General features: G+C 39.4%; 25 protein-coding genes and 1 pseudogene. 15 read left to right on the top strand and 11 right to left on the bottom strand.

Annotated elements, in window-relative coordinates; all coding sequences use genetic code 11:
* The coding region (locus FTU02_RS14865) for a BapA prefix-like domain-containing protein (RefSeq protein ID WP_180157833.1) at nt 1–781 on the bottom strand (781 nt) is incomplete at its 3' end.
* 157 nt (nt 782–938) lie between these two features.
* On the opposite strand from FTU02_RS14865, the gene FTU02_RS16410 reads away from it, so the two are divergent.
* From FTU02_RS16410 to lon, 3 genes are all read left to right on the top strand, one after another.
* Nucleotides 939–1,817, top strand: coding sequence for an OmpA family protein (locus tag FTU02_RS16410; protein ID WP_257232791.1), 879 nt, complete (start codon nt 939–941; stop codon nt 1,815–1,817).
* 136 nt (nt 1,818–1,953) lie between these two features.
* A complete protein-coding gene (locus FTU02_RS14855) occupies nt 1,954–2,541 on the top strand; it encodes a 5-formyltetrahydrofolate cyclo-ligase (protein WP_180157831.1) in 588 nt (195 codons plus the stop codon).
* A 147-nt stretch (nt 2,542–2,688) separates the two neighbouring features.
* Nucleotides 2,689–5,115: an endopeptidase La gene (gene lon / locus FTU02_RS14850; RefSeq protein ID WP_180055790.1), complete on the top strand. Its 2,427-nt coding sequence runs from the start codon at nt 2,689–2,691 to the stop codon at nt 5,113–5,115.
* A gap of 416 nt (nt 5,116–5,531) precedes the next feature.
* Here lon and FTU02_RS14845 read toward each other — a convergent pair whose 3' ends face one another.
* Nucleotides 5,532–6,443 carry a M20/M25/M40 family metallo-hydrolase gene (locus FTU02_RS14845; protein WP_257232792.1) on the bottom strand — a complete coding sequence of 304 codons (912 nt, stop codon included), beginning with the start codon at nt 6,441–6,443 and terminating at the stop codon, nt 5,532–5,534.
* Nucleotides 6,444–6,646: 203 nt separating this feature from the next.
* On the opposite strand from FTU02_RS14845, the gene rlmH reads away from it, so the two are divergent.
* From rlmH to FTU02_RS16540, 4 genes and pseudogenes are all read left to right on the top strand, one after another.
* Nucleotides 6,647–7,129, top strand: a complete 483-nt coding sequence (rlmH, locus tag FTU02_RS14840) for a 23S rRNA (pseudouridine(1915)-N(3))-methyltransferase RlmH (RefSeq protein WP_078189858.1) — start codon at nt 6,647–6,649, stop codon at nt 7,127–7,129.
* Nucleotides 7,130–7,266: 137 nt separating this feature from the next.
* Nucleotides 7,267–8,043 (top strand): dioxygenase, encoded by a 777-nt coding sequence (locus FTU02_RS14835; RefSeq protein ID WP_180157827.1) that lies wholly within the window; start codon nt 7,267–7,269, stop codon nt 8,041–8,043.
* Nucleotides 8,044–8,211: 168 nt separating this feature from the next.
* On the top strand, nt 8,212–8,988 hold the full coding sequence (locus FTU02_RS14830; RefSeq protein ID WP_180085103.1) for an META and DUF4377 domain-containing protein: 777 nt from the start codon (nt 8,212–8,214) through the stop codon (nt 8,986–8,988).
* Nucleotides 8,989–9,237: 249 nt separating this feature from the next.
* Nucleotides 9,238–9,492, top strand: a pseudogene (locus tag FTU02_RS16540) (META domain-containing protein); the annotation flags it as partial.
* Between the two features lie 80 nt (nt 9,493–9,572).
* On the opposite strand, the gene gdhA reads toward FTU02_RS16540, so the two are convergent.
* Nucleotides 9,573–10,916: an NADP-specific glutamate dehydrogenase gene (gene gdhA, locus FTU02_RS14820; RefSeq protein WP_078193293.1), complete on the bottom strand. Its 1,344-nt coding sequence runs from the start codon at nt 10,914–10,916 to the stop codon at nt 9,573–9,575.
* A gap of 333 nt (nt 10,917–11,249) precedes the next feature.
* Between gdhA and FTU02_RS14815 the strand changes: the two genes are divergently transcribed.
* Together FTU02_RS14815 and nth are read left to right on the top strand one after the other, a co-directional pair.
* Nucleotides 11,250–12,044 (top strand): RnfABCDGE type electron transport complex subunit B, encoded by a 795-nt coding sequence (locus FTU02_RS14815; RefSeq protein ID WP_180157825.1) that lies wholly within the window; start codon nt 11,250–11,252, stop codon nt 12,042–12,044.
* Between the two features lie 2 nt (nt 12,045–12,046).
* Nucleotides 12,047–12,736: an endonuclease III gene (nth, locus tag FTU02_RS14810; protein WP_180079050.1), complete on the top strand. Its 690-nt coding sequence runs from the start codon at nt 12,047–12,049 to the stop codon at nt 12,734–12,736.
* 56 nt (nt 12,737–12,792) lie between these two features.
* Here the strand turns inward: nth and FTU02_RS14805 are convergent, their stop codons facing one another.
* The 4 genes from FTU02_RS14805 to FTU02_RS14790 all read right to left on the bottom strand — a co-directional run bounded on the left by FTU02_RS14805 (nt 12,793) and on the right by FTU02_RS14790 (nt 15,721).
* A complete protein-coding gene (locus FTU02_RS14805; protein WP_180157823.1) occupies nt 12,793–12,990 on the bottom strand; it encodes a hypothetical protein in 198 nt (65 codons plus the stop codon).
* Nucleotides 12,991–13,077: 87 nt separating this feature from the next.
* Nucleotides 13,078–13,737: an adenylate kinase gene (gene adk / locus FTU02_RS14800; protein ID WP_078189866.1), complete on the bottom strand. Its 660-nt coding sequence runs from the start codon at nt 13,735–13,737 to the stop codon at nt 13,078–13,080.
* An 84-nt stretch (nt 13,738–13,821) separates the two neighbouring features.
* On the bottom strand, nt 13,822–15,138 hold the full coding sequence (locus FTU02_RS14795) for a hypothetical protein (protein WP_218948322.1): 1,317 nt from the start codon (nt 15,136–15,138) through the stop codon (nt 13,822–13,824).
* Nucleotides 15,139–15,202: 64 nt separating this feature from the next.
* Nucleotides 15,203–15,721: a hypothetical protein gene (locus FTU02_RS14790; protein WP_180109797.1), complete on the bottom strand. Its 519-nt coding sequence runs from the start codon at nt 15,719–15,721 to the stop codon at nt 15,203–15,205.
* A 234-nt stretch (nt 15,722–15,955) separates the two neighbouring features.
* Here FTU02_RS14790 and mrdA point away from each other — a divergent pair, with 234 nt between their 5' ends.
* Nucleotides 15,956–17,998, top strand: a complete 2,043-nt coding sequence (gene mrdA, locus FTU02_RS14785; RefSeq protein ID WP_180157821.1) for a penicillin-binding protein 2 — start codon at nt 15,956–15,958, stop codon at nt 17,996–17,998.
* A 3-nt stretch (nt 17,999–18,001) separates the two neighbouring features.
* Nucleotides 18,002–18,553 carry a 16S rRNA (guanine(966)-N(2))-methyltransferase RsmD gene (gene rsmD / locus FTU02_RS14780; protein WP_180157819.1) on the top strand — a complete coding sequence of 184 codons (552 nt, stop codon included), beginning with the start codon at nt 18,002–18,004 and terminating at the stop codon, nt 18,551–18,553.
* Nucleotides 18,554–18,609: 56 nt separating this feature from the next.
* On the opposite strand, the gene FTU02_RS14775 is transcribed toward rsmD, so the two are convergent.
* Nucleotides 18,610–18,885, bottom strand: a complete 276-nt coding sequence (locus tag FTU02_RS14775) for a hypothetical protein (RefSeq protein ID WP_180157817.1) — start codon at nt 18,883–18,885, stop codon at nt 18,610–18,612.
* A gap of 45 nt (nt 18,886–18,930) precedes the next feature.
* A complete protein-coding gene (locus tag FTU02_RS14770) occupies nt 18,931–19,080 on the bottom strand; it encodes a hypothetical protein (protein ID WP_180157815.1) in 150 nt (49 codons plus the stop codon).
* Nucleotides 19,081–19,268: 188 nt separating this feature from the next.
* On the opposite strand from FTU02_RS14770, the gene FTU02_RS14765 reads away from it, so the two are divergent.
* Nucleotides 19,269–20,006, top strand: a complete 738-nt coding sequence (locus tag FTU02_RS14765) for a sulfite exporter TauE/SafE family protein (RefSeq protein ID WP_180024139.1) — start codon at nt 19,269–19,271, stop codon at nt 20,004–20,006.
* 190 nt (nt 20,007–20,196) lie between these two features.
* A complete protein-coding gene (locus FTU02_RS14760) occupies nt 20,197–20,526 on the top strand; it encodes a hypothetical protein (protein ID WP_180024138.1) in 330 nt (109 codons plus the stop codon).
* A gap of 81 nt (nt 20,527–20,607) precedes the next feature.
* Here the strand turns inward: FTU02_RS14760 and FTU02_RS14755 are convergent, their stop codons facing one another.
* On the bottom strand, nt 20,608–21,186 hold the full coding sequence (locus tag FTU02_RS14755) for a 1-acyl-sn-glycerol-3-phosphate acyltransferase (RefSeq protein ID WP_171262613.1): 579 nt from the start codon (nt 21,184–21,186) through the stop codon (nt 20,608–20,610).
* A gap of 280 nt (nt 21,187–21,466) precedes the next feature.
* On the opposite strand from FTU02_RS14755, the gene FTU02_RS14750 reads away from it, so the two are divergent.
* Nucleotides 21,467–21,949 carry a copper resistance protein NlpE gene (locus FTU02_RS14750; protein ID WP_180157813.1) on the top strand — a complete coding sequence of 161 codons (483 nt, stop codon included), beginning with the start codon at nt 21,467–21,469 and terminating at the stop codon, nt 21,947–21,949.
* Between the two features lie 94 nt (nt 21,950–22,043).
* On the opposite strand, the gene FTU02_RS14745 is transcribed toward FTU02_RS14750, so the two are convergent.
* The gene (locus FTU02_RS14745; RefSeq protein WP_180157811.1) at nt 22,044–23,834 is read right to left on the bottom strand and encodes a YadA C-terminal domain-containing protein; all 1,791 of its coding nucleotides are present in this window, start codon (nt 23,832–23,834) and stop codon (nt 22,044–22,046) included.
* A 510-nt stretch (nt 23,835–24,344) separates the two neighbouring features.
* Between FTU02_RS14745 and FTU02_RS14740 the strand changes: the two genes are divergently transcribed.
* Nucleotides 24,345–24,719 carry a hypothetical protein gene (locus tag FTU02_RS14740; RefSeq protein WP_180024135.1) on the top strand — a complete coding sequence of 125 codons (375 nt, stop codon included), beginning with the start codon at nt 24,345–24,347 and terminating at the stop codon, nt 24,717–24,719.
* Nucleotides 24,720–25,138: the final 419 nt, after the last annotated feature.

Genomic DNA, 25,138 nt, shown 5'->3' with positions numbered 1-25,138 from the left:
CACCATTCGGTGTCACAGTCACTTCAACTTGTGGACGGTCAGTATCAACTGTACCTGTACCCGTACCCGGTTGACCTGGGTTACCCGTTGTATCTTCATACGAACCTTCCGGCACAGTGACAGTAATTGTGCTGTCCGTACCTTCTGGTACTTTACCCGTTACCGTGATTGAACCGTCTGGTTGAGTTTCAGGTGTACCAAACTCAACCACGATGTCATTGCCATTTGGATCTTTAACCGTAATTTGGTCAGGCGTAATTGTGGATGGATCGGTATTCTTCGGGTAGGTCAGAACAATCGTACCATCAGGCGTAATGCTGACTTCAACTTGTGGGCGTTCTACCGGTGGTTTTGATGAATTGCTACCACTTGAACCACCAGCCAAACCAATCCCGCCAGCAACTAAACCTCCACCCACTAACCATGGCACTAGCCCACCAAAACTAGAAGATGCTGGTGGTAATAAAACTTCTAAACCTGCAATTTCTTTAAAGCTCGCAACACCATTCGTAAAATCGAACCATAAGAATGCACATTCATCATCTTCAAAAACTAAATCAGAAACTAAACCGTCTTCATATTGTGCAAAAAAATTCTCAATGGTAATTACTTCACCATTTTTCAATTTAATTATTAATGTATTACCGTCTTGTAAAAACTCTTGAACATCTTCTCTATGTAATTTGGTTTGAATTATTGATGCATCTTCCAAAACAATACGGTTAGCAGACAAGCTAACCTTATTCAGAGTAATTTTATCAACTACAACCAATTCTTTCATATTAATTCGCCATTATTAATTTAGTAACATCTAGTAACGAGTCTAACAAAGTGTTATTTTTTTCCTCAATAAAGTTCTTTCAATATATTTCTTTAAATAATGTTTTTAATATTATTTAGACGATTGTTTATCCTTATTGCATTAATCGGAATTCATTATGTATAAGACTTTCACTACCATTGCGTTAAGCACATCACTTGTTGCATGTTCAACTTTTCCTGGCGTAAATAAGTATGCAAAACCAGATAATTTGTTGTTTCAAAACAATAGGATTGATGCATACAAAATACATGTTCAACGTGATGAAAAATTATGCGCAGATGATCAAGCTAAGAACCAAAAATGTGCAACTAAGCTCTATATAGATGAATTTAAAGCGGGTGATTTTTATATTAATAATTCTGCTGATTTTTATTTAAAAGAAGGCGAATACCAATTTAAGGTGAAAAATTGTACAAATCATTGTGAAAATTATTCAGTTAGCTATTGTGTAAACGAAAAGTCACTTTTGAATAACTTATTACTTACAGTTGATAATAACGGCAAACCTATTATATTAAATAATGATGGTACTACAATTAATAATTGCCCGATTAGAGAAAATGCTCTAAATAATGTAATAAAACCAATTGAACCGAGTTTAGATAATATAAACTTAGCTGCCGATTCTTTATTTAAATTTAATGGTGGTAAATTAACCGATTTACTTCCTGCAGGTAAATCAAGCTTGAATGAACTAGCAACTAAACTTAATAATCAATATGCACGTATTGATATGATTAAGCTTACCGGCCATACCGACCGTTTAGGCAGTGAACAATATAATCAGCAACTTGCATTGCAACGTGCACTAACTGTCAAAAATTACTTAATGAACCAAGGGATTGCTGCTGATAAATTAAGTTTCGCTTCAGCAGGTGAAACTCAGCCTGTAACCAATGGTTGTTTTGATGTGCAAGATCGAAATGCCTTAAAAGCTTGCTTACAAGCAGACCGCCGTGTTGATGTGCAAATTCTTGGTATAAAAAAACCTTAAATAAGTATGCGTTCCTTAAGCTAACTAGTGTTTAAGGAACGCTTTATATAAAAAAGATAAAACCTATTTTTTCGGACTTTTAAGCTTGAACGCGTTAAGATGCCTTTGAGAATTTTGTGCTAATTTGAAATGAATCATGACTTTGAGCACCACCAGCCTTCGTAAACAACTCCGCAAGCAGCGTCGTAGCCTAAACCTATGGACCCAACGACAAGCTGAACAACAAGTCCTACAGCGTTTAGTCAGACTCAGTCATTTTCAGAGCAGTCAGCATATAGGCGTGTATTTACATGCATTCGGTGAAATTCACACTCAAAAGATCATCCACTACTGTTTTGCACATCAAAAACACGTGTATTTACCCATGATTTGCAACATGAATCAGCAACTGGTTTGGGTTGAAATCTCACGTCATCAATATATTAGTAAACGTTTTTCTCATCACCCGCTCGGTATGAAAGAACCGATGGCAAGCCGCGGGAAGCATGTTTCTCACCTTGACCTTTTAATAATGCCCTTACTGGCTTGCGATAAGTACGGCACACGTATTGGTATGGGGGGTGGCTTCTACGATAAAACATTAGCGACTGCCCACTCTACACCCTACCGTTTAGGACTTGGTCACGATTTTCAACTCATCCAAGACCCCTTAGTCCGAGAAGCATGGGATCAACCGCTAGATGGCTTTATCAGCCCATCTCAAACTTTAAGTTTCAAACGTTAATTTGATATTTTTGACGCTGAGTTACACTTAAAAATCACATATTTAGTCATTTTTTATACATTTTAATTGGCATGACCCTTGTAATTTAAAAAATACACATCACTATAAAAAACATGGCAACACCGTTGTCACTCATTAGGAGTGCCCATGTCTGAGATTATTATGAATGAAGAAAGCTTGGAAACTACAATTCCGAGCGTATTACCGCTTTTAGCGCTACGAGATGTGGTTGTATATCCTCACATGCAAATTGCACTGTTTGTGGGTCGCGAAAAGTCGATCAATGCAGTCAATGTCGCACGTGACAGTGACAATCTTGTATTCGTAGTTGCACAAAAAGATTCGCTTACAGAAGAAATTGATCACGACAATTTATATCAATACGGTACTGTCGCGAAGATTGTGCAAGTTGTGAATCATGAGAATGATGAAAACTGTATAAAAGTACTGATTGAAGGCTTATATCGTGCCAAGCTAGAAAAAATTATCGATGCCGATGATTACCTGACTGCCGAGCATTCATTAAGCCCAATGACGGTTTCTGTAGACTCAGAAACTCAGAATAACCGTGTCGAAGAATTACGTACCTTATTTGCTCAATATGCAGAAGCAAAACTGCGTAATGCACGTGAATTGATTGCAGCAGCCAATAAAATTGATGATTTACTGCAATTATTATTCTTCGTAGCAACACGCGTGCCTTTGAATATTGATGTCAAACAAAAATTCTTAGAGCATGATGAATTTGAAGCACATTTAGCTGAACTCATGACCTACTTATTACAACAGTCAGAAGAACAGCAAATTGAGCAAACCTTACATGATTCTGTAAAACGCCAAATGGAAAAGAATCAGCGTGAATACTTCTTAAATGAAAAAATGAAGGTCATTCAACGCGAACTTTCTGACATGAATGGCGGTGCTGAAGATGACGTTGCAGAAATTGAAAAACGTCTAGCTGAAGCCGATTTACCTGAACATGTACGTAAAAAAGCTGAAAATGAGTTCCGCAAGCTAAAAGCGATGCAACCTGCTTCAAGCGAAGCTGCTGTCGTGCGTAACTACCTAGAAGTTATTTTAGATACGCCTTGGAACAAAGCTAGCAAAGTCAGCATTAACCTTGCGAAAGCTCAAGATATTCTTGATGCCGATCACTATGGTTTAGACGACGTGAAAGACCGCATCGTGGAATACCTTGCTGTTCAATCACGTGTGAAAAAACTTCGTGGTCCAATCCTGTGCTTAGTTGGTCCTCCAGGTGTTGGTAAAACTTCACTCGGTGAATCTGTTGCCAAAGCGACTGGTCGTGAATTTGTCCGTATGGCGCTTGGCGGCGTGCGTGACGAAGCTGAAATTCGTGGTCACCGTCGTACATATATCGGTGCGATGCCCGGTAAAATTGTGCAGTCTTTGACAAAAGTTGGCGTAAAGAACCCACTGTTCTTACTCGATGAAATCGACAAGATGGCGCAAGACTACCGTGGTGACCCTGCTTCAGCATTGCTTGAAGTCCTCGATCCATCACAAAACAGTAAGTTCAATGATCACTATTTAGATCTTGATCTAGACCTTTCTGAAGTGATGTTCATCTGCACTGCAAACAGCATGAATATTCCAGAAGCTTTGCTTGACCGTATGGAAGTGATTCGTCTACCGGGTTATACCGAAGATGAAAAAGTGAATATTGCTGAACGTTACCTTGTTCCAAAAGCCATCAAGAACAACGGTCTACGTGCGAAAGAATTAACCGTTCACGAAGAAGCCATCCGCGATATCGTACAACGTTATACACGTGAAGCCGGTGTCCGTAGCTTAGAACGTGAAGTGTCTAAAATTGCACGTAAAGTGGTAAAAGAAGCAGTGAGCAAGAAAGCGAAAAATCTTCAAATTGAAGTGAATTCGAAAAATCTTCCTGACTACTTAGGTCCACACAAATTCGACTTCGGTATGGCCGAAGAAGAAGCTGAAGTGGGTCGTGTAAACGGCTTGGCTTGGACATCTGTTGGTGGTGAACTACTAACAATTGAAGTTGCAGCTGTGAAAGGTAAAGGCAAGTTCATTACCACCGGTTCTCTTGGCGATGTCATGAAAGAATCGATCACAACAGCGATGACCGTTGTACGTACCCGTGCAGATGAACTAGGTATTGAAGCGATTCGCTTTGAAGAAACAGATGTACACGTGCATTTACCAGAAGGTGCAACACCGAAAGATGGTCCATCTGCTGGTTTAGCCCTAACTACCGCTCTTGTTTCAGCTTTTACAGGCATTGCAATTCGTCCAGATATCGCAATGACTGGTGAAACCAGTCTGGGTGGCCGTGCAATGCGCATTGGTGGTTTAAAAGAGAAACTTCTCGCTGCTCACCGTGGTGGCATTAAGCTTGTCTTTATCCCACAAGACAACGTTCGTGACTTGACTGAGATTCCAGACAATGTCAAAGAAGGTCTAGAAATTAAACCAGTGAAATCGATTGATGAGATTTTACCACTAGCCTTGGTTGATATGCCTAAACCTCTTGCAAAGACACCGATTGTCAAAGCAACTGAAGGTGGCAAAGCTGCTCGTCACTAAGCGCTAACAACTAGCAATAAAAGAAAAAAAGCCCTGTTTGGACAGGGCTTTTTTTATCCATTATTCATACTGAATATTCTAAACTTGTCGTTCAAATCCATCGCTATGACAAGACTCAAGACAATAGCTACAACCTTTAATTGGATAACTATTTCAAATTTGACGTCAAGATCAGTAATAGCCAATAAGAAAGTCTTACAAAATTTGTATGCTATTACTTGAAATATCTCCCTCTATCCCACATATATAGTAGAGAGATATACGCGCTGTATGTTTCTTTATTGGTTCCAATCACGTCTAAAAGCGTGATGATCATTGGAATAAGATGGTCATCTACATCTCCAGGTAGATGACCTTTTATCGCAGTCCACAGGCTTTCTGGGCTGCGTTTTTTATGTCATGTGTTTAAAGACATGCTATTTCAAATTTAAGATGGTTTTCACCAAACCATCGATCACTTGAGCCATTTTGTCTAAGTTTAATTTATCCAAGGTATCTTGCTCGGTGTGATAGTGCTTATTACGATAAAATGCAGTATCAGTGATCATCATCGCCGGCATATCAAATTGCCAATAATTCATATGATCTGAAAAATCCACACCCTGAATAAATGAGGGTGAAATCAAGCGTTCACATTGCAACTGCTTCAATGACTCCATCGCAGCACAATACGATGAGGTTAAGTCACGAGACTGAATATTCCCCACCGATGCAATAAAATTCGTATGTGATGGATAAATCCATTTCAGCCCAACAGGATATTCTTGGGTGACTTTCGGATCAAAATAACCAATCATTTCCAGAATATACACACCTGAAATTTTATCCTTTTCCTTTGCTACCGATTTTGCATGGATAAAACTGCCCATCGACTCTGTTCTAAAATATGGCGGTTCTTCGAGGGTATAAAATACAAATTCAATATTTTGTTTTAAACGCGCTTTTTCAGCCGAAAGAATCCGAGCAGCTTCGAGTACACCTGCAACGCCAGAAGCATTATCATCAGCGCCATGCTGCTCCTCAAATACATCGTAGTGCGCGCCAATGATCACTCGGTTGCTATGCCCTGCATTTAAGGGACAGACCACATTACGGTATGGTTGGCTATTTACGGTATAGGTTTGAAAACGGCAATTCACACCAAATAAACGCATCTGCTCACGAATCCAAGCAGACACCCGATTTAACTCTTGAATGTTCTTATAGTTACGATATTCAGCTTCATTACCAATAATTTGCTCTAAATAGACTTTTAAATTATCCGGTTCAGCGGTTCTAATATTGTTGGCATACGCCGCAAATGAACACAATGCAAAAATTAAAAGCATTGCTGCTTGCTTGAACAAAAATAATTTACCGTCCTGCCATGTTTTTTTCATTGTTATTATTCCAATTTTCATCTTTGATCTAATCTGCTTATGCTGCGTATTTAAACAGCAAGCAGAACACGATTTCAATTGCAAATTGTGTCTGAACATACAAAGTGCAAGCGAACCGTTATAATGCTCTTTTGTATACTTTCAGGCGCTGTATGAAAATTCGTATTCTGACAATCGGTCAAAAAATGCCAGCATGGGTTCTGACGGGTTTTGAAGATTATTTCAAACGTATTCAGCCATTTGTTCAAACGCAGATCATTGAACTGCCTATGGCTAAACGTGGCAAGAACGACTCAGAAGCCGACATTTTAAAATACCGTCAAATTGAAGGTGACAGCATTTTAAATGCCATGAAATCGAATGAAGTGCTGATCGCCTTAGAAGTCGGTGGTCGAGAGTTCAGTACGGAAAAACTAGCTGAAACCATGAAAGGTTGGATGCTTGAAGGCAATGATGTGGTTTTAGCCATTGGTGGGCCAGATGGACATTCTGAAGCAGTACGTAAAGCTGCAGCATGGCATTGGTCTTTGTCTAAACTAACTTTGCCGCATCCTATGGTTCGTGTCATGCTCATCGAACAGCTATACCGTGCAATGAGTATTAATCATAATCACCCTTACCATCGTGCGGGTTAATCCGAACTAACATCCAGCATATACAGCAATTACAGCGTTGCAACAATGAAACAAACCGTTGAAATTATCCGAATTGTTACGCTGAATAATTTAGTGCATGATCATCATATTCCTTTAAACAACCAACGGCGACCGCGATGAATTTACAAACACTTCCAGGTTTATTTATTTCCCATGGCTCACCTATGCTTGCCATTAATCCTGAGCAAGTCGGTCCTGCGTTGGAACGTTTAAGCCTGAATCTTCCAAAACCTGAAGCCATTGTTATCATGTCAGCACATTGGGAAAGTAACGCACTAGAAGTAAGTACCAGTGCCCGTCCTGAAACTTGGCATGACTTCCGTGGTTTCCCAGCGGAACTTTATGATATTCGTTATCCAGCACCGGGTAACCCAGAGCTTGCAGAAGAAATCCTTCATTTGCTTGCCAATGCAGGATTATCGGCACATGCCAACAGCACTCGTCCACGCGATCATGGCGTTTGGATGCCGTTATTGCATATGTATCCTGATGCCGACATTCCTGTAATTGAAATATCACTGCCGATGACCATGTCTGCGCAAGAGATCTATAAAATTGGACAAACGCTTGCACCTTTACGTGACAAGCAAATCCTGTTGATTGGATCGGGCAGTATTACTCATAACTTACGTGAATTGGCTTGGGATGCACGTGCAGCAACCGTGCCTGAGTGGGCGTCTACATTCCGTAATTTTGTGGTCAATAAGATCACCCATCAAGATTTTGATGCAGTTCTCGATTGGCAAAATATCCCGTTTGTACAACGCAACCATCCGACCATTGAACATTTTGCACCCATCTTCTTTGCGATGGGTGCAGGCCCCCGCTTCTCTATTGTTCACAGTAGCTTTAGTATGGGTTCACTGGGTATGGATATTTATCGTTTTGATTAAATGTGAATAAAACGAAATAGTTTGACTTATTTATAATTTATATTAATAAGTTAACAAATTATTATTTATGGATACATTTTGCTACTTATTTGAGCTGAATGTATTCATATTTTTTTAAAATGAATGGGTTATGCTACAGGCTGAAATTCACTTAGAACAGTTAGCGTAATGAAATTAAAATATTTAGCGATCGCCCTCTTCCCTTTAGCCCTTGCAGCATGTCAATCAAGCGATATCCAAAAAGCTGGAGATTTAGCCGTGAGCGTATTACAACAACAAAATGCTGATAAAACTTTAGCTTCATATCAATGGAGCACCACCACTGAAAATGCACCAAAACCTTTAGTTTTAAATTTTCTAGAAAATGGCACTTTGGGTATTTCAACCAGCTGTAATAGCATGTCAACCCAATGGAAAGTGGAACACAATACACTTGTAACAGGTAACATTGCATCTACCATGATGGCGTGTCCTGATAATGCGATGAAACAAGAAGGACTTGCATCTTCACTCTTTAGTGACCGTAAAGCACCTTTTGTTTTAAATACCACAGATCCACAAAATCCAACTTTAACCATTATCTCTGCAACAGGTGAAAAACTGGTTTTCACTGGAAAATTAACACCTGAAACTCAGTACAACTCGCAAGGCGAAACGATTTTCCTTGAAATCAGCCCTGAAACTAAACAATGTACAGGTGTTGCTCCACAAACTTGTTTGCAAGTACGTGAAGTGAAGTACGATGAAAAAGGCTTAAAAACACAAGTTGATAAAGACTGGACTTTATTTTACGATCAAATTGAAGGCTTTAAGCACACTCCTACAGAACGCCAAATTATTCGCGTAAAACGTTTTGAACGTAAAAACCCTGCTGCTGACCAATCAAAATATGCCTATATTTTTGATATGTCAGTCGAACGTGAAGCCGTAAAAGGTACGTTGTAAGTTACAGCCGATAAAAAACCGAGGTCATCGCCTCGGTTTTTTTATATCTACACAACCGCAAACGCTGATTGGATATGCATAGTATTCAAATCACGATGTACTGTTCAGCCAACGCTTTAGCGATGTTAATCTAAAGCTACTTCTTGCATATTACTGAATTCATCCTGACGAATCGCAATCAACAGACAGATATTTTTAAGCATACAGCGAATTACCCATTGACGCGATTTTGAAGCAAAACAATTAACTCAAAAGACGTGGGTTCTCGTAGAAAATAAGGCTTTACCCGCCCAAATAACTCTCAAATTCAACAATGGCCGTATGACATTTTTTAATGGCTGTAATCGCATTGGCCACAATTATGATGTAGGGAGTACAATGAAGTTCTGCCCACAATTACATCAGAAAGAGCTTGATATTAAACGTTTACTCAGCCACCCCTTAAATTTTCACTTCAGTGTTATGGATAGCGAAATCCAACTTACCCAGATGAGCACTAATTAAGAATCCAATATATTCCAAACCATTAAGCCATAAAAAAACCGAGGCAGAAGCCTCGGTTTTCAGTTCAGCTTACAGAGAACTTAGTAAACGCCTTGAGCAAGCATTGCGTCAGCAACTTTTACGAAACCTGCAATGTTCGCACCGTTTACGTAGTTCACAGTACCATCTTCTTCAGTACCGTATTTCACGCAGTTGCGGTGAATTTCTTTCATGATCGCGTGTAGACGCTCGTCAACTTCTTCGAAAGTCCAACCCAAACGAATTGCGTTTTGAGACATTTCAAGACCAGAAGTTGCAACACCACCTGCATTTGAAGCTTTACCTGGTGCATAAAGAATTTTCGCTTCAACGAATTTCTCAACTGCAGCCAAAGTAGATGGCATGTTTGCGCCTTCAGCAACACAGATTACGCCATTAGCAAGAAGGGCTTCAGCATCAGCTTCATCTAATTCATTTTGAGTTGCACATGGCAGCGCGATATCACATTTGATTGACCAAGGGCGTTGACCTTCTAAATATTCAAAACCGTGCTTAGATGCAAATTCAGAAATACGGCCACGCTTAACGTTTTTCAATTCCATTACTTCAGCAAGAAGTTCAGTTGTGAAACCGTCTTTTACGTATACAGTACCTGCTGAGTCTGAAAGTGAAACCACTTTCGCACCCAAGTACATTGCTTTTTCAGCAGCGTATTGTGCAACGTTACCAGAACCTGAAATCGTTACAACTTTATCTTTAAAGCTATCGCCACGAGTTTTTAGCATTTCCTCAGCGAAATACACAGTACCGTAACCAGTTGCTTCAGGACGTGCAAGTGAACCACCGAAAGTTAAACCTTTACCAGTGAACACACATGCTGTGTCGTTGCTTAATTTTTTCATCATACCAGCCATGTAGCCCACTTCACGGCCACCTACACCGATGTCACCCGCTGGGATGTCAGTGTTAGAACCAAGATGACGGTATAATTCGATCATTAATGCTTGACAGAAACGCATAATTTCGCCTTCAGATTTACCTTTAGGGTCAAAATCTGAACCACCTTTACCACCACCCATAGGAAGTGTAGTTAAAGCATTTTTGAAAGTTTGTTCAAAACCTAAGAATTTAAGAATTGAAAGGTTCACTGATGGGTGGAAACGCATACCACCTTTGAATGGACCAATTGCTGAGTTGTATTGAACACGGAAAGCACGGTTAACTTGAGTTTGACCTTTGTCATCTACCCATGAAACACGGAACTGAATTGCACGCTCAGGCTCAACAAGACGTTCTAGCAAACCGTAGTCAGCATATTGTGGGTTCTTTTCGATGAATGGCCAAAGGCTCGTCATTACTTCTTCAACAGCTTGAAGAAATTCAGGTTGATGTTCATCACGTGTTTTAACGTAGTCTAGGAAGTCGTTAAGGCTGTTATATTTCAACGCTTAATCCTCAGCAGATGTATGGATCAAAATTGATCACAATTTTGATCAAAGATATATTTTGGCGCAAAATATTAAATATCTTTTGTAACTAATCAGCAATAGTTTTTTTAAAAAATCTTTAAATTCTTTATAGAACAGCGATTTAAATTGATTACTCAGATATTTTAGTTATAAATATTATTCCTTTTAGGAATATTTTAATGAATTATTTTGCTCATTTATGATGCATCTATAGACCCATTTTTGCGCACAGCAATTCATACTGAAACATGCTAGAATTCAACGTCCTCTTTGATTTTTCTCTGCCTTCATTTGTACTCTCGACTACCCATGACTTCTGAAATTTCCCTCATCCAACAAATTGATGCCCTATTGCCACAAACTCAATGTGGACTTTGTGGACACCGAGACGGCTGCTTACCCTATGCCAAAGCCATCAGTGAAGGAGAAGAAGCCAATAAATGTGTACCCGGTGGTCAACCTGTGGCAGATTCACTAGCAGCGTTATTAAATCGTCCACACTTAACAGCAGAAGCCAGCGTTTGGCCAATCCAAAGTGATGGACGCCCGCAACGGGTTAAAGCTGTGATTCGTGAGGATGAATGTATTGGTTGTACCAAATGTATTAGTGCCTGCCCTGTTGATGCCATTATTGGCTCAGGCAAATTGATGCATACCGTCTTGATGGATTTATGTACGGGCTGCGAACTCTGCATTCCACCTTGTCCAGTGGATTGTATCGACCTTGTCGAAGAGCTTGATCAAGTGCCATCTGAAGCCGTTCGAATCGCAGAACAGAATGATTTACGTCGCCGCTACTATGCACATATTCAACGTGAGGAAAAGCGCCGAATTCATCGTAAAGGCCCTGTTGTACGCGCAGAAATTGATACGGAACTTTTTGCCCAATTTTCGACCCAGACAGACTCGGTGCCGGTCATTGAAGTCGTAGAAAAACCAACTACGCCAGTCGTGCAGCTCGATGCAAAAACCACCATTGAACTTGCTAAAATTCGAACACAAATCAAAAAGTTAGAAAAACAACTGAGTGTTCGAGAAGATGCAAAAAAACGTGAGTTACTCCATACGCTCACGCTACAACTAACACAACTGCAAGGGGCTTAATCATGGCTGTTAAAAACATGACTAAGAAGCAAATTCAAACTTTTTTTGAACGCTTACGTGAGCAACGCCCTAACCCGAAAACTGAACTCAATTATAGTAGTCCATTTGAACTTTTAGTGGCTGTTACCCTATCTGCTCAGGCCACAGATGTCAGTGTCAACAAAGCCACAGATAAACTTTTTCCAGTAGCAAATACTCCTGAAGCTATTTATGCGTTAGGTGTTGACGGACTGAAGGAATATATCAAGACCATTGGCCTGTATAACTCAAAAGCGGAAAATGTCATTAAAGCCTGCAAGATGCTCATTGAGAAGCATAACAGTATCGTTCCGAATAATCGTGCAGATTTGGAAGCCTTACCCGGTGTCGGTCGTAAAACTGCAAATGTGGTGCTGAATACTGCTTTTGGACAACCAACCATGGCAGTCGATACGCATATTTTTCGTTTAGGGAATCGAACAGGATTGGCTGTCGGCAAAAATGTTCTGGAAGTCGAACACCGACTCGTCAAAGTCATCCCCAAAGAGTTTATTGTTGATTCACATCATTGGCTGATTCTGCATGGACGTTATACCTGTATTGCCCGCAAACCCAAATGCAATGAATGTATCGTGTCTGATGTATGTAATTGGCCCGACCGTTTTGACTTTGGCGCATTAAGACCGATTAAAACCACCCAAATTGAAGATTAATCTCTTCAATTTCGGGGTAGATGGAATTTGTATAAATCAATTGATCGAGTTGATGCTTAATTTTTATCTTGTTCTTTGTTTTTTTTATCAAACTCTTGCTGCAGCTTTGGATGTAAGCGATATTGCTTCGGGCTCAGTTTAGCTTGCTCTGCTTCTTCCACTTGCACCTTACGCAACATTTTAAAGCTGACAAATAATAAGCCCAATAACACCGCTACAGCGATGATGACCATTATAACCAAAGCAAATTTCATAACAGATTCGCCCTAAAAGCTACATAAAAAAAAGAGTCCCACTATGCAGTAGGACTCTTTGATTGTCAAAAATTCAAAAAAGCTGAATTATTTAGACTGATCTAAAATCGCGAACAAATCAGTTTGAACTTGATCGATTGGACGAAGACCATTTAATTTGTCATAAGTCGGTGCGTTTTCGCCAGAAGCTGCACGACCTTGGTAGAAACCAACCAATTGCTCAGTTTCGGCATGGTAAGAACCTAAACGCTTACGAATTGTTGCTTCTTGGTCATCCGGACGTTGAACAAGGTCTTCACCAGTTTCGTCATCTTTACCTTCCACTTTTGGTGGGTTGTAAACGGTGTGATATACACGACCAGATGCTGGGTGTTGACGACGACCAGATAAACGTTGAACGATTTCTTCGTCAGGTACATCGATTTCAATTACGTGATCGATGCTGATACCTTCGTTTTCAAGCGCTTCAGCTTGTGGAATCGTACGCGGGAAACCGTCGAAAATGCAGCCGTTGACACAGTCAGGTTGAGCAATGCGTTCTTTTACAAGACCAATAATAAGCTCATCAGATACAAGGCCGCCATTATCCATGACGCTTTTAGCTTGTAGACCTAATTCAGTACCTTCACGAATCGCAGCACGGAGCATATCACCGGTTGAAATTTGTGGGATATCATAGCGCTTACAGATCAACTGAGCTTGTGTCCCTTTACCTGCTCCAGGTGGTCCGAGTAATATAATGCGCATAAAAAAACATCCTCATTTTAAACATTGTATATGACGCTATGTAGTGATCTGAACCGAAGATTCAGATCATCTTCCAGCATCTAATTATAAGAAAGCCACAAACAAATGTATTGTACCCGCGATAAAACCGGTTACACCACCCAAGACAATTAAAATCCATTCGTCTTCCTGAAATGCAGGACGTAATAGATTTTGAAATTCTTTCGGTGTTAGCTCACGAATACGGTCTCTAAACATTTGAAAGATTTTCTGTGCACGGCTCGCATTAAACGCAGGGTCGCATACAGGCACCATCGTAATTTCAATTGAGCGATCGATCAAGTCTGTCTTGAGTTTTGCGTACTCTTTTGGACCTAAAGACAACTGTAATGAGGTACGAACCAGTGGAGATTCCATAATTTCATTAATATGACGTTTCACAATGCGACGGGTCTTATCTTTCTTCCCGCCATACATCATTTCGGTCATGATGGATTTTAACGTAATTAGGTCTTCTGTGACTACACTTGCGAATACATCTGAAACTTCTTCTTGGCGTTTCATAAACGCCCCTTGAACATTGTACGTTCCAATACGTGGAATCACAGGTTTAATCCAAGGGAATTTACGATCTTTAGTTAATTCAAATAATTGTAAATACTTAACGGGGTGCGGCTCAATGGGATTAAATACCATCCAGATAGCAATCCAGTTGGTCAAAAACCCCCAGATTGCTGCCCAAAATGGAACCGTCCAATGCCAAGGCACCACAAACCAAACGATCATCTGGAAGATACCAAAGAACATCCCAATCAAGGCACTGATATGCCAAATAAAGTTGATTTCTTTTTGGCCAACTTTAAGGAACATACGCACCATCAAGAGACGATCCGCTTCCATTTGGCTCACCACCATTTCACGCATGTCAACAAGTGACTCTACGTTCATGGTCAGTTCGGTCACGAGTTCTTTTAAGGTATTTGGCAGCTGTTTATGTGCTTGGGCATAAATACGGCGTTTAATCGAATACGGTAAGTTTTCCCAAAGTACCGCATTTCGGTCTAGCATGACTTCATCAATCAAATGTTCAAGTTCAAAGCCAACTTGTTCACCAATGATGCGCGCCATATCCTCAGGATCCATTGCATCCAAAAACTCGCGCAAGGAACCCAATTTAGACAATGTGTTATCCGTAATAATGCCAGAAATACGTCCAGCTTTTCTTGGCACAATCCCCTGCCATCCCACGGGTAAGGGACCTAAATGGAATCCCCAGAAATTAATTGGGTAAAACACCATTTTCAGTGCCATCCAAACGTGTGCCCAGGTAACGAATGCGGTAACGGGGATAATACTCAGCACAGCCCAAAAATCGGGACGTTGCAAAAAGGTTTGCCACAATTCGTTAACGTACTCAAGCATGCATAACTTCCATATTTAATTTTATTCAGTGAGTGCGGTTATAAAATAAAGTTGATTATTTTCACTACAAACCAAAACTTAAAGTATATGAGATTTGTAGTCTCGGTTCGGTTTCCACAATCACATTACCTGATTTGTCTTCTAATTTTTCACCCACACCCAAGCCTACACTAAACGTACTAATACGCTCGGCACTCAACATCACATAAGCAAGATCGATACCACCACCTAAACGCGCTTCATCTTCACCATCTACTTTCTTGGAGTCGATGTGGCCCGCATAAGCTCCGATATAATAACCATTTTTATCTTTGCCAGTGAAATGAACTGGGTAACGAAAGCCGACTTGCCCACCAGGTGTTTTATCATCGTTCAAGAAAACACCAGCTTTTGCATAGGCAATGCCATATGGGTTTACCCACTCACCATTCACGTGAATAATTTTTTGAGTAAAACCGGCTCCAACATTCCATGGTTGATATCCCTCACCTGTTAATTTTGCCTCAGGTAAAAATGAATTGTCATTGGCATGTGCGATGCTTCCGAGCATCATAAATGCAAGCAATGGATATAATTTATTCATTGTTTTCACAAACTTCCTTAGTATTATTTTTTGGAATATTCCTTTTTTATACGTTTCGACTTTAGCAGAATAATATGAACTGTTATACACAAAGCCCCATATTTTTCATGTCTGCAAAGTCAAAATATAGACTGCAATCACAGCAGAGTCTTTTTTATTTATCAAAAAAATGTCAGTTGCGCTAGAATATGCCTCTTCCGTTATTTTAGCTCTCAGTCTTTAAGTCGATCGCGTATGAAGCAGCATTATCCTTTAAAAAATGTCCAGCAAGAAAAGCGGATTTATCGTAATCGCGTGGTGATTTCGATAGGGATTGTCTCCTTCTTTATGCTGTTGCTTGTGGCACGATATGCATATTTGCAAATCAAAAGTTATGAGACCTTTTCGACTGCTGCCGATCAAAACCGAATTCGATTGCAACCGCTTGCACCTTCTCGTGGTTATATCTATGACCGTAATGGTGTGTTATTAGCGGATAATTATCCGGTTTTCTCAGCAACCATGAGCCGTGCGGATGTTGAAGACATTGATGATACGGTAGAGCGCCTAACGCCTCTGTTAGAACTGACTGATGAAGACATCGAACGTTTCAAAAGTCGGATTAAAACCTCTAAAAAGACTGAACGCGTTTCGATTAAACTGAATTTAAATGAAAATGATATCGCCCGTTTTAGTGAGGTGAAATATCAATTCCCGGGTGTCAATATAGAGACCCAAATGACTCGCTACTATCCACATGGCGAACTGTTTGCCCATGTGATTGGTTATGTAGGTCGTATTAATGACAAAGAACTAAAATCGATTGATAAAGATTTATACGCTGGCTCAAACCTGATCGGTAAAATTGGCGTTGAAAAATCATACGAAGAACTTTTACATGGTATGCCGGGAAATGAGTCGGTTGAAGCCGATGCCTTTGGTAATGTGTTACGACATCTAGGTCGTAAAGATCCGATTCGTGGTAATGACTTATATTTATCCCTAGATTATGGACTGCAAATGGTCGCTTCAGAGCAGCTTGCAGATCGACGTGGTGCAATTGTGGCGATTGACCCACGTACTGGGGAAATTCTTGCTCTTGTGTCCAGTCCTAGTTTTAACCCCAACTTATTTGTTACCGGGATTAGCAGCAAAGATTATTCTGAACTACGTGATAGCCTCGATCAGCCATTATATAACCGTGCTGTGCAAGGGGCTTATCCACCGGGTTCAACGATTAAGCCAATGTTTGGTCTAGGTGGTATTCATTATGGTCTAGTGGACTGGAGTACTGCCATTTCCGATCCGGGCTACTTCACACTTCCGGGTGACAGCCATCGTTTCCGTGACCACAAAAAAACTGGTCATGGCTCAGTCAATTTACACAAAGCTCAAGTCGTTTCCTGCGATACCTATTTCTATGTCTTGTCCTATCGTATGGGCATTGAAAAAATGAATACTTGGATGCGTCAGTTTGGCTTCGGTGAAAAAACCGGTGTAGATTTACCAAGTGAAAGTACGGGGCTATATCCAAATCCTGAATGGAAGCTTCGCACACGGAAGTCCAACTGGCTTAAAGGTGAAACCATTTCTGTCAGTATTGGTCAAGGTGCATTTACAGCAACACCATTACAACTGGCGATGGCAACTGCCATTACCGCTAATCAAGGCTCTCATGTTACACCTCACGTTTTGCGTGAAAGTAAAGGCGCTAAAGTCCACAAAGTACATAACGCCCCGAATGGTCGCATTCAATTTAATGGTAAGCCAGATGATTGGATCAAAATGCGTGATGCCATGATTGATGTGGTTCAAACAGGGACCGGTCGTGGTATTCGTACCCCAATGTATCAAATAGCAGGTAAAACAGGAACTGCACAGGTTAAAAGTATTGCCCAAGGTAAACGCTATAACGAATCTTTATTGACAGAGCGTCAACTTGACCATGGTTTATTTGTTGGTTTTGCCCCTGCGGAAAAACCTGAAATTGCGATTGCCGTCGTTTGGGAAAATGGTCGTCACGGTGGTTCTGCTGCTCAAATTGCGAAACCGATGTTTGACTACTGGTTATTAACACGTAAAAAGAATCCAATTCGTCCTGCAAGCCATCAAATTAGCGGTGGTCTCATGACTGCGGGTCTAAAACCGAGTGAATTACCAAGCGGCTCAAATATTTTATCTGCCGATCCAAATGCGAGCCCAACAGCTCAGCAGAACAACAGTGCAACTCAACAATCGAATACTGCAAATACCCCACCTCGTGCTGCCAGTGCAGCACATGCAACCGATGAGGAATAATTCATGAAAAATCAATTAAGAATCATTGGGGGTGAATGGAAACGCCGTCAACTGCCTTTTGCCAGTATTGACGGTTTACGCCCTACACCTGACCGTGTCCGCGAGACATTATTTAACTGGCTCATGTGGGATGTTCAAAATGCCAAAGTTCTCGACCTGTGTACAGGTTCAGGTGCTTTGTCGTTTGAAGCACTCTCACGTGGCGCAGCAGAAGCCGTTTTAATTGAACCTGATCACACCCAAGTGAAGTTTCTCATGGACAATTTAGAACTTTTAAGAGTTAGCAAACAACGTGTGCAACTCAAAAACATGACGGCTCAACAAGCCATTCCTAACTTGAAAGACCAATTTGATCTGATTTTCTTAGATCCCCCTTATAGTCTTGATTTATGGCAGGAACTTGCTGAGTTGGTCGATCCCTGCATTGCAGACAATGGTTTAATTTATATCGAAGCTGATCGTGATCTTGCTCAGTTAAAACTGCCGAGCACTTGGCAGCAAATCAAACAAACCAAAGCTGGAACGGTGCGTGCAGGCTTATATAAAAAGGCTTAATGCAAATACACACAAAAAAGGACGCCAATGCGTCCTTTTTTATTACTTGAAAATCATTAAACCTGTGGTCGAAGTGGACGCTGGCTGTTAAATCCACCTGGGGTTTTAGCTTTATCCACGGGCGTCACTTTTGGACGTTTTTGCTGCTGAGGCTTGCTTGTATTGGGTTTAGCTGGCGTCTGAGGCTTTGTGCTTGGACGCTGAACATTTGACGGATGCTGAGATGAAGGTTTCTGTACATTCGGTTTATGCGCATTTGGTTTATATATATCGTCTGGACGGCTATTCGAATTCGGTCGTGGTGAGTTTGGTCGATGTTGCGGGCTATTCACTCGACCATATGAACGGTCATAACGCTGACTTGAGTCATAGCGCTGTCAGTATGCCCCCCCATATTGACCTGAATAACCATATTGATTTGCATAGCCATATTGATTCGAATGGTATCGGCCATCATCAAATGGCGCCACGACACACCCTGTAAATGTAACTGCAACTACAGATAGCAAAGCAACTTGTTTAAGCATGTGTAGCACTCCTCTTTGATGAAGAGCATTTTCACTTATGGAAATGAATTTAATCGGAAGTCTGTGTAGATATGCTGTATTTAAATATTCATGATTTGATGTCCAATTTTGCTACATTTACTCAGTCAGTCACATTTATATAGAAAAATTCACTACAATAGCGCCACGTATTTCAAAGCTGTAATTTAATGACTTGGCTGATTTTTATTCTTGGTGCCATCTTTGCGGGATTCGTACAAGGATTAACAGGGTTTGCATTCGCCCTTATCGCAATGTCATTTTGGGTTTGGATACTTCCCCCGCAAATAGCAGCACCCTTGGTCGTCTGCGCTTCAATTTATAGCCACTTCATTTCATTATCATCAGAACGCAAAAGCATTCCGATCAATAAAAAAATCATTTATACCTATTTAATTGCAGGAATTTTAGGTGTGCCGCTAGGTACCTATTTATTAGACAGCATTAATCCAGATACATTTAAATTGGTTTTGGGCGCTTTTTTAATGTTTTGGTGCCCAATTTTATTTTTTAATCCAAAATTTTCATTCATCCAAAAGACAGGGAAATGGGCGGATTCTAGTATCGGATATATTGCTGGAATCTTGGGTGGTCTTGGAGGCTTTTGTGGTGCATTACCCTCTGCATGGCTCATGCTGAAAAATACACCCAAAGCAGAACAACGCTATATTTTGCGACATTTCAATTTAGCCATTCAGCTCGTCACACTCATTAGCTATCTGCTACAAGGGATCATCCATCGTGAACATCTGCCCTATTTAGCCGTGCTTTTGGTGATTATGGCTTTTCCAGTGATTTTTGGTGCCAAACTTTTTTATCGCATTTCAGAACGCCAATTTAAACATATTGTATTAGGTCTTCTATTCTCTTCAGGCTGCTTCTTGGTGACGATGAGTATCTTAACCTGATGACTCCAAACCTAAAGATATTTATCCAAGTCATTCTAGAAAAACCCCTTCTCAGTTAGACATTCACATCTTGTAACAATGACACAGTTCACATTTAAATAAAAATTAGCCAAATGGTAAAAAAGTGATTAATTTTTTTGTCGAAAATTAATAGAATATTGCACCTCATAATTTTGCTTAAAATAAAACCATGAAAAAGTTCATCCTGCTTGCAGGTGTGACTCTGCTTAGCGGCTGTATGTTTGGCACGTCCAGCGAAATTAAAAAAGCTGAAAAACTACTCTCCCATTTTCAATGCAATAATATTGAAAGTTCACATATGACTCATAGCTCGATTACAACTTTCCATGAAGAAAAACTAGCATCAAGCAAACAAAAAGTCGTGTCTTATATCGATAGCTATAAGCAAGGCGAAAAGTTATTTCGTATTCCGCTCATCGATGTGGTTGACCAGCAATACATTATTTATAAGGCGGCATGTCAAAATCTGGGCGGTATTCATCCCGACTTTAATGATTAAAATCAACATAAAAATCTAAACAGAAGAATCTAAACATAAAAAAGGACAGCCGATGCTGTCCTTTTTTATTGGTTTGTTGGATTAGTGATAGCGTGTATCGACACTGAATTTTTCAGGAAATTTGGCATGAATTTGCGCGTAAAAATCCATGATTTCAGCCATATCTTTTTCATAATCGCCTGTAGGATAAACAATTTTACCCACACCCGTTTTTTTCTGCGCATAGTCCATATAGGCTAAAGCAATCGGCACACCCGCTTGCATAGCAACATGATAAAAACCGGTTTTCCACTTCTCTTGTTTGGCGCGTGTCCCTTCAGGGGTTACCAACATGACTAATTTGGGATGATGCTTAAATAAGTCAGCCATGAGCTCAACCATACTTTGACGTGCTTCACCATCTTGTTTTGGACGACGATTAATACCTATTCCGCCCATAGCACGTACAAAAGGCCCAAACGGGAATTTCATATAACTGTCTTTAATCGTGATACGAACATTTACCCCTAAAGCTTTCAGGGCAAGGCGTGCATAAAGTGCATCCCAATTACTGGTATGTGGCGCTGCAATCATGACACATTGGTCGATATTTAAATCCCAATGGTTATCAATTTGCCACCCCATTAAGTTCAGACTTTTTTCCGCTGTTTTTTCAAACACAATTTGCACCGACAGTTTTTTCTATGCCGCAGAGTTTAACAACGCAAAATAATTATAAAAGCCTATATTGTTCAGTTATTCACCAATTAATATATAAATGTCCTTTAGCGTTCACTTTTAGGTAAATCACCAATATTTCACTATTTACGAATTTTAAAAATCAAATGTCTGTTTTGATGTATTAACCAAACACACAATTGTTAACAGGAATAGGCTATTTTTCTTGAGCAATAAAAGTCACGCTTAGTATTATATTGGGTACATACGGTGTATAAATCTCATGAAAAAACTAATGCTCGCTCTCTGTATAGTCAGTGCAACCCTAACGGCATGCTCAAAGACCAGCAATGAATCTGAAACTGCGACACCCCCAGATAATAATGTCATTGCTAATACAGACGCTGCCTCAGAAAGTCCGATTGCCACAGGTGATAACACCGAAAATGCACTTGATTGGGCAGGTGAATATAAAGGAATTCTGCCTTGCCATGATTGCAAAGGGATTGAAACTGAGCTTGAACTCAAACTCGATAAAAGCTATGAGCTTAGCCAAGAATTTTTAGGTAAGCCTGCAAACACTGAAAATAAAGTAAAAGGCAGTTTTAAGTTTTTGCCAGATCAACCTGGGATGATTCAACTTGATGCCCAAGGCGACAATCGAATTTATTTTGTAGGTGAAAACTTTATTGAGCTTCGTGGTGATAAAGGTGAAAAATTGGAAATGCCTGAATTAAATTTCCAGCTTACCAAAAAGCTTGATTAGCGTTTTATTTAACATTTGTAGTCATATATTAGTCATAAAAAATCCCCGCAAAAGCGGGGATTTTTTGTTTAATCCAAATGTATTAACGGGTTAATTATTTTCCGCCAAATACATAAGAAAGACCTACACGACCACCAACTTCGCTACCACCTGCAACACCGATTGCAGCGCTAAGTGAAGTACGACCGTCAGCAAATACGCTTGCAATACCTAGAGCACCAGCAGATTCACCTTCGTAGTGACCAACACCACCAAATACTGCAAATTGACCTGCACCAATGTTAGGAATTTGTTGTTGAGCAGCTAAAGCAATTGCAACACCACGGTAAGCTTTTTCTTCAACTTCGTTCACACGTGAATTTAATTGATCAACACGTGAATTTAAGTTAGCAGCAGTAGTATTGAATTGAGTTAAACGAGCATCAACTTCAACAATTTTAGAGTCTACTTCAGCAACTTTAGCATCGATAGCTTCTGATGCACCTGCTACAGCCCCATCAACAGAAGATTTGATGCTATCAACAATACTTACGCCATTGATACGGAAATCACCAGAGTCAACATAGTCAGCAGTGATTTTTGTTGTTGCAGTAGTTTGCTTACCTTCTGAATCAACAGTCGTTTTCTTAACTTCAACGCCATAAACGTTTTGGTCATCTACTTTATTAATCACACCAGTTGAAACTGATTGAGTAGTTTTGATAGTAGCCTCACCAACGTTTTCATTAGCGACTGCAGTAGCACCAGTAACACCAGTAGTTTTTACAATACCTGCTTGAAGTTTAGATTTATCTACAGATGTAACCGATTCGCTATAAGTTACATTTTTATTAGTAATTGTATTATGAACAACTGCTTGTTCAAATTTACCAGTTGTATATGTTGCTGTACCTGTACGAGTTGGTAATAAATCAGCTACATCTGCTGCTGTTACATCAGCAACTCCTGCCAGTGTATAATTACCATCAGCATTTTCAGTTGCTGCATAGAATTTTGAAGCAACTTCATTACCAGCGTCATCATTATAAACTTCAAGAATTGTACGACCATCAATAGTATATTGACGAGTTTTTAATGTCGAACTATTTGCTGCACCTACTTGTTTTTCATTTGTAATAACACTGCCGTCATACTGAAGAGTGCCTAAGCTAAGATCAGCTAATGCAATACCATTACCTGTTAATGCAACAAAATTGTTGCCATCTTTAGCACTTACACCATAAATATTTTTAGATACATCAACTGGCTGACCAGCAGCATTGTAAGCACCAGTGTTACCAATAATACCCGTATTCACATATTTACTTACAGAAGCACCTGGTTGCACTAAAGTACCTTCAAACTCTTCAGTTTCACCTTCTGGATTAATATATGCACCCTCAAGAATTCTGTTTGCTGCACCAACATTACCTTGATAGCCATAAATCAGATGTTCATCATTAACTTCTTTTAATTCATAACCAGTAACTATTGTACCAGTGGTAGCATCACTCAACTGACCACCATCAGACAAAGTATTTAAAAGAACATCGCTACCTTTGTATTCAACTAAACGGCTTTGACCTGTTACTTTGTCAGTAACAATCTCAAAGTAACCTTCAGAAGTCGTAGAACCTAATTTAGTCAAACTAACAACATTCTTACCAGATTCAGTCTTATAATTAAAGATCTCATAAGTTTGTGAAGATCCTGTAGGGCCCGTTGTTCCTGTAACCGTGCCCGTACCTAAGTCTACCCAATTATTACCAGTATTTAATACAGGTGAATAAATATAATCAACATCAAAAATACCTTCTGATTGCTGGGTTGGATTAGCTACTTTAGCATTTGTTGACAAGGCTACTACTGCAAGACTAGCTGCTAAAAGTGTCTTTTGAAATTTCATATAAATTTCCTTCAATTTTTATAAAAAGACTGGTCTACCCTAGGATTGATGTAAACCAGCAAAACTGATACGAATGCGTGGTCGTTCTGGAGAATCCGCAATTCATAGCCAACCGCCCCTGCGGTGCTGTGGCAATAATATACAAAATGAAACATTAATATCAATCAAAATTTGATTTATTTTTAAATAAAAAATATTTTAATTCCTTTTTTTGCACAAGAAATACTATAATTTATTGTTTTTTTTATATTTTTATATAATGCAATTAATACTAAAGAATTATATTTCCTTTAACTTTTACTTTTTAATCAATCAATATTTGATTACTAGTAAACACATATCGTTTATTCTTCCTTACAAAAAATTACTCTTATTTATCAATAATTAGACGAAAAATGATTGTTATTTATTTGGCTATTTCCTACAATTGACATTTGAATTTACCGAACTCTTATCGACATTCTGTTACATTTAAGAGTCCTTAATTATTGTAAGCAGAATCAATGAAATATGAGTAATCTACAAGAAAAGTTAGCTTTTAGTGAACGCTTGAAACAGGCACTAATAGATTCAAATCACCCTATTAGCCCAACTTATTTATCAAAAGAGTTTAATCATAGATATGATGGCGCTCCTGTTTCAGTGCAATCGGCAAATAATTGGTTATTAGGTAAAGCGATTCCAAATCAAGATAAACTGGCTATTCTTTCTATTTGGCTCAATGTCACTAGCCAGTGGTTACGCTTTGGCGACAACACATTAGGATCATCCAATCTTGAGTCAAATGATCAATCAGAACTTGATTATTTTTTAAAATTTCGGACATTGAATGCAAGTCAAAAACAAATCATCAAAGATTTAATTGACCAATTCATTCAGAGATAGAACTATCCTTATTCAACAATTTTAAATATTTTTTATTTTCAAGCTCGTATAAATTAATTCTCTCTTCATAGTCACGTATTGTCTTGTAAAGCATCTGTAACTCTTTTTTACTCACGAGAATTTTTTCACAATTGGGATCGAATACTTTTGAATGTTTATTCATGCATTTTATTCGCTTACCGTCTTGATTTATCATTGCTATTCTTATAAAGAACATGTTGATAAAATCATAAATTAAAATTTTAAATATTCCAATATATAAATCATACAAATCAATAACAATTTCTTATTCTCAATATAAAGAATAAAAATGATCACATGTTTTACATTAATTTGCGTTATGTTATTCAAATAATCACATATTTACAACACACATCACAAAAAAAACCCTGCAAAATGCAGGGTTTAATTTTATCTTG

The sequence above is a fragment of the Acinetobacter sp. YH12045 genome, from assembly GCF_013419925.1.
GTDB lineage: Bacteria > Pseudomonadota > Gammaproteobacteria > Pseudomonadales > Moraxellaceae > Acinetobacter > Acinetobacter amyesii.
The sequence above is the reverse complement of the archived record's forward strand: the minus strand, read 5'-3'. Positions and strand labels throughout refer to the sequence as shown.